The following is a 9,154-nucleotide window of genomic DNA, read 5'->3' as shown; positions in this document are numbered from 1 at the left end:
TATTTGGAGGAATATTCTTTGTAGTTACTTTGGGGATGAAATATTCTATATTATCAGGGTCACTTACAGTATCAATAATAATATTACCTGTAATAATAAGAACTACAGAAGAAGCATTAAAAACAGTTCCACAAAGCTATAGAGAAGCATCGTTAGCTTTAGGATCAACGAAGTTTCAAACACTATATAAAGTTATATTACCAAGTGCAATACCTGGTATGTTATCAGGGATTATATTATCAGTTGGACGTGTTATAGGAGAGTCAGCTGCAATACTATTAACTGCAGGAACAGTAGCTCAAATGCCAGGTGGTATATTTGATAGTGCAAGAACTTTAACTGTTCACGCATATTTATTAACGAAAGAAAAAGGCGACATACAAGGTGCGGCTAGTATAGGTGTTGTATTAATAGTAATGGTATTATTATTAAATACAATAGCTAAGGTTGTAGCAAAGAAATTAAATAAAGCAAACTATTAATAAATTTTACGAGGTGTGAAAATGAATTCAAATAATATAAAGTTAAGTATAAATAATTTAGATTTATTTTATGGAGATAACCAGGCTTTAAAAAACATAAATATGAATATAAAAGAAAAAAAAGTAACAGCTTTAATAGGACCTTCAGGATGTGGTAAATCAACATTTTTAAGAACATTAAATAGAATGAATGATCTTATAGACAATGTAACTATAAAAGGGAAAATAGAAGTGGATGACGAAGATATATATAAAAGCAATGATGTCATAAAATTAAGAACTAAAGTAGGTATGGTATTCCAAAAACCAAATCCGTTCCCAATGAGTATATATGATAACGTAGCGTATGGACCTCGTACACATGGAATAAAAGATAAAAAAACTTTAGATAAAATAGTAGAGGAAAGTTTAAAAGGTGCAGCTATATGGGATGAAGTTAAAGATAGATTAAAATCATCTGCACTAGGCTTATCAGGAGGTCAACAACAACGTATATGTATAGCTAGAGCAATAGCTATGAAACCAGAAGTTATACTTATGGATGAACCTACATCAGCATTAGACCCAATATCAACTGCAAAAGTAGAAGAATTAATAGAATCTTTAAAAGATGACTATACTATAGTTATAGTTACTCACAATATGCAACAAGCAGCTCGTGTATCAGATGATACAGCATTCTTTTTAAATGGAGAGGTAGTAGAATTTAGAGATACAAAAACTATGTTTACTAATCCTGAAGATAAACGTACAGAAGATTATATAACAGGAAGATTTGGATAAAATTTATAGGCTATTGCAATAAAACAATATTTCAAAAGGAGCTTTAAGATGGTTAATACAAATTTAGAATTAAGCATAAACACACTAAAGCAGTATACTATTACTATGATAGGACTATGTGAAAAAGCAGTAGATGCATCAGTTGACTGCATGGTAAGAAAAGACTTTGAAGGTTGTAAAAAAATCATAGAACAAGATGATGAAATAGATAAGCTAAGAGAATATATAAGAGATAGAAGCATAGAATTAATAGCTTTAAGACAACCTATGGCAAAAGATTTACGATATGTATATGCTTTAGGCAATATAGCTATAGAATTAGAGCGTATAGGCGATTATTCAGCAAATATAGCTGCAGAAGCTCTAAAAATAGGTGAAGAACCATATATAAAATCATTAATAGACATTCCTAAAATGGCACAAGAATGTAAAGAGATGCTTTCAGATATAGTAGTAGCATTACAAAATGCAGACGAAAATTTATGTTATGAAATTGCTTCAAGAGATGATAAAATAGATGATCTATATAGTCATATTCAGGTAGACTGTTTAGATGTAATGAATCAAAATCCGACTACAATAAACCAAGGAGTAAGGCTTTTATTTGTAGGAAGATATTTAGAGAGAATAGGTGACCACATTACAAATGTATGTGAAAAAGTAATATATGCTATAAATGGAGATAGAGTAGAGATAGGATAAAACTTAGGTTTTATCTTATTTTTTTTATATATAGAATTTGATAGGACAAACTATAATTTTCATAAATATAAAGATTATAAATTCTTAATGATAGAGTTTAAAAATAAAAGTAAAATTAAAAAATACTAAACTAAGATGCTGAATTTTCCAATAAAAAAAAATAAAATAAATTTTACAAAAAATATGTTGAAAATATGCCAATAGATGGATTATTATATAAGAGAAAAGGTTTTTTATAATAAGGGGGCTATTAATATGGATAAAAATGTAAAGCAAGTAATTGAAAATGTTATTGAAACTGTTAAATTTAGAAATAAGGGAGAAGCTGAGTTTCATCAAACAATAGAAGAGGTTTTACATTCATTAGAAGGTGTTTTAGTAAAACATCCAGAATATGTAGAAGAATGTATATTAGAAAGAATGGTTGAGCCAGAAAGACAAATAATGTTCAGAGTACCATGGGTTGATGATAATGGAAATGTACAAATTAACAGAGGATTCAGAGTACAATTCAATAGTGCTATAGGACCTTACAAAGGTGGATTAAGATTCCATCCATCAGTTAACTTAGGAATAGTAAAATTCTTAGGATTTGAACAAATATTTAAAAACTCTTTAACTGGTTTACCAATAGGTGGAGGTAAAGGTGGATCAGACTTTGATCCTAAAGGAAAATCTGATAGAGAAATAATGAGATTCTGTCAAAGTTTCATGACAGAATTATATAGACATATAGGTCCAAATGTAGATGTACCAGCTGGAGATATAGGTGTAGGTGGTAGAGAAATAGGGTTCTTATTTGGACAATATAAGAAAATAAGAAATTCTTATGATGCTGGAGTATTAACTGGTAAAGGATTAACTTACGGTGGATCTTTAGCTAGAACAGAAGCTACAGGATTTGGTCTTGTATACTTTGTAAGTGAAATGTTAAAGCACCATGGACAAAGCTTTGAAGGTAAAAAAGTTGTAATATCAGGTTCAGGAAACGTTGCAATATATGCAGCTAAAAAAGCTATGGAACTTGGAGCTAACGTAATAGCAATGTGTGACTCTGCTGGGTACATAGTTGATGAAAATGGTATTGATTTAGATATAGTTAAACAATTAAAAGAAGTAGAAAGAAAGAGAATAAAAGAGTATGTAGCTAGAAAAGAAGGTGCTAAATACGTTGAAGGTCAAAAAGGAATATGGACTGTTAAATGTGATATAGCTCTTCCATGTGCAACTCAAAATGATATAAACATAGATGATGCTAAGATATTAGTTGAAAATGGAACAATAGCTATAGGTGAAGGTGCAAACATGCCTTGTACAAATGAAGCTGTAGAATACTTCTTAGAAAAAGGATTATTAGTAGCTCCAGCTAAAGCTGCAAATGCAGGAGGAGTTGCTACATCAGCTCTAGAAATGTCTCAAAATAGTATGAGACTTTCTTGGACATTTGAAGAAGTAGATGAAAAATTAAAAGGTATAATGAAAAACATATTTGAAGCATCTAAAAATGCTGCTGAAGAATATGGTCATGCAGGAAACTACGTAGTTGGAGCAAACATAGCAGGATTCTTAAAAGTAGCTGATGCTATGATGGCTCAAGGGATAATCTAGATAATAATTAATATTAAATATATGAAAGAGGCTTTCTAAAGAGAATAGCCTCTTTTTTCATGTAATAAATTAGATATAAACACTATCGACAAAATCTATATTTAGATAGATAATAAAATAATAATAGAAAAAGAGGAGTAAAACATAGGAATCTTTTATAATGAAATTTAATAACTGAATCAATAGAAAACTGGATTGTAGAAATACTAAAGATATGAAAGTAAACATTAATTTAGTTACAAAAACAATAGGTTGTAAATGTTTTAATTGCTAGGAGGTAAAATTTTGAAGTTAGAGAAAATGGGTATGAGAACAATCAAAACAGGTATAGCAGTTATACTTTGTGTAATAGCAGGAGGATATTTAGTGCAAAATCCATTTTACTCTGCTATTGCATGTATAATTTCAATGCAAGATACTGTAAAAGGATCTATGACGGCTGGACTAAGTAGAGTAAAAGGGACTATTTTAGGAGGTATAATAGGATTTTTAATAGTATTAATCAAACCAGGTAGTCCGATATTATGCGGTTTAGGTGTTATGTTTACTATATATTTATGCAATATGCTTAAAATAAATAAATCAGTTGTAGTTGCATGTGTAACATTTTTATCTATACACCTGAGTATTATAGACTCTAACCCAGCTCAGTATTCTTTTTTTAGAGTATTAGATACATCTATAGGTGTTGTAATAGGAATATTTATAAATTATATATTAGCAAGACCAGATTATTTAGATAGTACAAAAAATGAATTTAAGGAAATAGAAATAATGGCGATAGGATTCATAGAAGCCAAGGTAGTAAACAAAGAAAATTTAAACATAAAGCAATTTGAGAAAAAAATAAAAAGGGTAGAAAGTATATATTCAAAATTAGTAGATGAACTCGATTATAAGAGAGGTAATATAAATATAGAAAAACTAGAAAATACGATAGACATATGTAGAGAAATATATTTTCATATGCAATCAATAGAATTATTAGAAAATAAATTATATCTAAATGAATCAAATTATGAAAAGATAAAGAAATTATACAAATCTGAACAAATAGATTGGGATTTAGATGAATATAAAAGTCCCGTGTTTAATTATCATCTAAGCAAAATAATAGATGAAATAAATTTAATTCATAATATAAATAATTCAAATTAACAATTCATAAATAAAATAAAGTACCTCTGTAAATATTAACTTATATATGATATGCAAAGGAGGTACTTTATGGATTCAATTAATCTAAATGTAAAAATACTCGAAGAATATAAAATGAAACTTTTTAACGAATTAATAAGATTAGCTTGGAAAAATAATTTAGATCAAGTGGATACTATACCTAAAAAAGTGTTAGGAGAAAATATACATGAAGAATTTGATGAAGTTACAATAATAAATTTAATACGAGTAATAATGGGTCTAAATCCAACAGATGAATTTGATGCTACATTAAAAGATACACTTTATGAAGCTATGCATTTAGATGAAATGAATCAGCCTATAATATCAATAATATCTCAAGCGTGTAAATATTGTAATAAAAGCAATAAAGAAGAGGAATGTTTTGTAAAGGAGAAGCATATCAATTGTAATGAGAAAAATATTTGTAGTTCATGTGGTGACTGCGTATCAAACTGCAACTTAGGTGCTATATCGGATAAGATACAGTTTATCCCAATGATAAGATTATTAAAAGATGAAAAATGCCCAGTATATGCGATAGTAGCCCCTTCCTTTGTAGGTCAATTTGGAAAAGATGTAACACCTGGAAAGATTAGAGCAGCGCTGAAGAAAATGGGATTTGAAGATATGATAGAAGTCGCTCTAGCAGCAGACATGCTTACTGTTAAAGAAGCCTTTGAATATTGTGAGCATATGAAACAAAATGAAGACGGATACTTTATAACAAGTTGTTGTTGTCCTGTATGGATAAGTTTAATTCAAAATAATTTTCCAGAGATTTTAAAAAACGTATCTCCATCTGTATCTCCTATGATTGCATGTGGTAGAGCTGTAAAAATATTAGATTCAAATGCAAAGGTTGTATTTATAGGGCCTTGTATAGCTAAGAAAAAAGAGGCTACACTATATGAAATAAAAGATGCGGTAGATTTTGTATTAACTTTTAAAGAGTTAGAAGAAATATTTAAAGCATTAGATATAGATCCATCTAAACAAAAAGAAGAAGATAGAGTGGAAGCATCAATTTTAGGACGGGTTTATGCAAGAAGTGGTGGGGTAAGCGAAGCAATAAAGATATCATCACAGAGAATAAATAAAAATATTAAATTTAAAAGTACAGTATTCCAAGGAGCTAAAGAATGTAAGGAAGGTCTAGAAAGAGTTATAAATAAAGAATTAGAGACAACATTTATAGAAGGAATGGGATGTATAGGAGGGTGTGTAGGAGGCCCAAGGAGAATATTAAGTGTAGAAAATGGAACAAGGTATGTAGAAGAATATTGTAAAGAAACTCAAATAGAAACACCATTTGAAAATTTAAATGTAGTTCAGTTTTTAACCATGATGGGTATAAAGAGAGTTGAGTTATTAGGTGAAAGTGAAGAGAAGCAAGTTCTCAAAATATTTAGCAGAAATATAACAAGTAACAACTAAAGTTATTATATAAGTAAGAGGGAGATTAGGGGGATGAAATGTAAATCTAATAAGAACAGTTGTACACTGATTATAAGTATGATTTTAGCAGTAACTGTAATATGGATTGGATTTTTTATAAGAAAAGATGCTAAAGAGCCTATTAATCCTAGTGAAGCTAATCTTATAATAAGATCAATAAAAAATGAGACGTTAACAGAAATGATAAATAACGATACATCACAAGTACAAAAACATTCAGGCCCTAGTTTTGGTAAAGTAGCGCATATAACCATAGATGATGGACCTTCAAAATATACAAATGATATATTAGATATATTGGCAGTAAATAATGTTAAAGCTACATTTTTTATGATTAATGGAAATATGAAAAAACATATAGAAGAAGTAAAAAGGATAGAAGAAGAGGGGCATGGTGCAGGATTTCATAGTGTAACACATGATATTCATCAATTATATAAAAGTCCAGAAATTACACTAAATGAGTTTGAAACCTGTAAAGATACATTCTATAATATAACTGGAGAAGTATCTAAGTTGATAAGAGTGCCGTATGGAAGCAAGCCATATATGCCAGAAGATTCTCATGAATTATTATTAAAATATGGATATAAAATGTGGGATTGGAACTTAGATACACAAGATTGGAATGGAACAACAGATAACATAGTAAGCAACATATTATATTATGGCAGAAATAATCCTAATTTAGTAATATTAATGCATGAAAAACAGCAAACAGTAGAATCCCTACAAAGTATTATAAGAGTTTTAAAAGAAAGAGGATATAATATACTTCCAATAACAGAGGATATACAAGAGAAGAATTACTGGGATGGAAACTTATAGTATTTTTAATAATATAAAAATAAGTAACAAAAATTAAAATAGTACATATATTATCATAAATAATTGACAATAATATTATTAATTGGATATAATTAAGTAATAAATGAAAATAAAAACTGTGATGAAGAGGAGTATGTAAATACTACTAAAAGAGAGGAAGATTCATAGGCTGAAAGGTCTTCTTGGTATAGGTTTACAGAATGTAGCTTCGGAGTTTCTAAGCTGAACTAATAGTAGGTTTAGACGGTGAGAATCGTTAAATTCTATTGAGAGCCAAAATTATATTGTTTATTAGTGAACAATAAATCAAGTAATATTTAATCCTTGACTAAAACAACTAGTAAATAATTTAATAATGGAATTAAGGTGGTAACGCGAGCTTTTCGTCCTTATTATAGGATGAAAGGCTCTTTTTGATTTTATAATAAAGTAAAAATGCAAAATTAATTATATAAAAGGAGGAAATATAATGGAAAATACTAATTTACCAAAAACATATAATCCTAAAGATTTTGAATCAAGATTATATACAAAGTGGCTAGAAGATGGACTTTTTAAATCTAAGCCAAATCCAGACAAGAAGCCTTTCACAATAATGCTTCCACCACCTAACATAACAGGACAATTACACATGGGTCATGCACTTGATCATACATTACAAGATATACTTGTAAGATGGAAAAGAATGGACGGTTATGAAACATTATGGCAACCAGGAACTGACCATGCGTCTATAGCAACAGAAGTTAAAGTTGTTGAAAGAATAAAAGAACAAGAAGGAAAAACAAAGTACGAAATAGGAAGAGAAGAGTTCCTAAACAGAGCAATGGATTGGAGAAATGAATTTGGTAGAAAAATAGTAGACCAAATGCAACAATTAGGAGATTCTTGTGACTGGGATAGGGAAAGATTTACAATGGATGAAGGATGTAACGAAGCAGTTACTGAGTTCTTTGTAAAACTATATGAAAAAGGTCAAATATACAGAGGAAACAGAATAATAAACTGGTGTCCAGATTGTAAGACTACTTTATCTGATGCAGAAGTTGAGCATGAAGAGCATGATGGAAAGTTCTATCATATAAAATATCCAATAAAGGATAGTAATGAGTTCTTAGAAATAGCTACAACTAGACCTGAAACAATGCTTGGAGATACAGGAATAGCTGTAAATCCAGAAGATGAAAGATATAAGCACTTAGTAGGTAAGCATGCGATACTTCCAATGGTAGACAGGGATCTTATAATAGTTGCGGATGATTATGTTGATTTAGAGTTTGGTACTGGTGCAGTTAAAATGACTCCAGCACATGATCCTAATGACTTTGAAGTAGGTCAAAGACATGATCTTGAAAAGATAAACGTAATGAATGAAGATGGAACTATGAACAAGTTAGCTGGAAAATACGAAGGTATGGACAGATATGAATGCAGAAAGCAACTTATAGCCGATTTAGACGAAGCGGGTTACTTAATAGCAGTAAAAGACCATAACCATAATGTAGGTTCTTGCTATAGATGTCGTACAGTAGTTGAGCCAAGATTATCTGATCAATGGTTCGTTAAAATGGATGAGTTAGCTAAACCTGCTTTAGAGATATTAAAGAGTAAAGATTTAGAATTCGTGCCAGATAAATTTGACAAAACTTACTCACAATGGTTAGAAAATATAAGAGACTGGTGTATATCAAGACAGTTATGGTGGGGTCACCAAATACCAGCTTACTACTGCCAAGATTGTGGAGAAGTAATAGTATCAAAAGAAATGCCAACAGCTTGTAAATGTGGCCACACTGACTTAAAGCAAGATGAAGACGTACTAGATACTTGGTTCAGTTCTGCACTATGGCCTTTCTCAACTTTAGGATGGCCACACAATACAGAGGAATTAAACTACTACTATCCAACAAGTGTACTTGTTACTGGATATGATATAATATTCTTCTGGGTAGTAAGAATGGCATTTGCAGGAATGTTCTGTATGGGGGAAACTCCATTCAAACATGTATTAATACATGGACTTGTTAGAGAATCAGAAGGTAGAAAAATGAGTAAATCTCTAGGAAACGGAATAGACCCATTAGAAGTAATAGACCAATATGGAGCTGATGCAC

The 9,154-nt window shown here is 30.0% G+C and carries 8 protein-coding genes and 1 other annotated feature; all 8 genes read left to right on the top strand.

Going from position 1 to position 9,154, the window contains the following annotated elements; genetic code table 11:
* On the top strand, positions 1–482 hold a 482-nt coding region (locus tag VLM92_RS02240), incomplete at its 5' end, for a PstA family ABC transporter permease (protein ID WP_325274726.1).
* Positions 483–503: 21 nt separating this feature from the next.
* Positions 504–1,265: a phosphate ABC transporter ATP-binding protein PstB gene (gene pstB, locus VLM92_RS02235; protein WP_325274725.1), complete on the top strand. Its 762-nt coding sequence runs from the start codon at positions 504–506 to the stop codon at positions 1,263–1,265.
* A gap of 48 nt (positions 1,266–1,313) precedes the next feature.
* Complete coding sequence (gene phoU, locus VLM92_RS02230) at positions 1,314–1,967, top strand: phosphate signaling complex protein PhoU (RefSeq protein ID WP_325274724.1); 654 nt, start codon at positions 1,314–1,316, stop codon at positions 1,965–1,967.
* Between the two features lie 255 nt (positions 1,968–2,222).
* Positions 2,223–3,575, top strand: a complete 1,353-nt coding sequence (gene gdhA / locus VLM92_RS02225; protein ID WP_325274723.1) for an NADP-specific glutamate dehydrogenase — start codon at positions 2,223–2,225, stop codon at positions 3,573–3,575.
* Between the two features lie 285 nt (positions 3,576–3,860).
* A complete protein-coding gene (locus VLM92_RS02220; RefSeq protein ID WP_325274722.1) occupies positions 3,861–4,733 on the top strand; it encodes an FUSC family protein in 873 nt (290 codons plus the stop codon).
* A 69-nt stretch (positions 4,734–4,802) separates the two neighbouring features.
* Positions 4,803–6,191, top strand: a complete 1,389-nt coding sequence (locus tag VLM92_RS02215; RefSeq protein ID WP_325274721.1) for a [Fe-Fe] hydrogenase large subunit C-terminal domain-containing protein — start codon at positions 4,803–4,805, stop codon at positions 6,189–6,191.
* Positions 6,192–6,224: 33 nt separating this feature from the next.
* Complete coding sequence (locus tag VLM92_RS02210; RefSeq protein ID WP_325274720.1) at positions 6,225–7,040, top strand: polysaccharide deacetylase family protein; 816 nt, start codon at positions 6,225–6,227, stop codon at positions 7,038–7,040.
* Positions 7,041–7,149: 109 nt separating this feature from the next.
* Positions 7,150–7,434 (top strand) — a binding site (T-box leader).
* Between the two features lie 75 nt (positions 7,435–7,509).
* Positions 7,510–9,154: valine--tRNA ligase (locus tag VLM92_RS02205; protein ID WP_325274719.1), on the top strand; the 1,645-nt coding region annotated here is incomplete at its 3' end.

Origin of the sequence: Romboutsia sp., assembly GCF_035470145.1 — a bacterium.
Taxonomy (GTDB): domain Bacteria; phylum Bacillota; class Clostridia; order Peptostreptococcales; family Peptostreptococcaceae; genus Romboutsia_D.
This window is presented reverse-complemented; position numbering and strand designations above follow the sequence as displayed.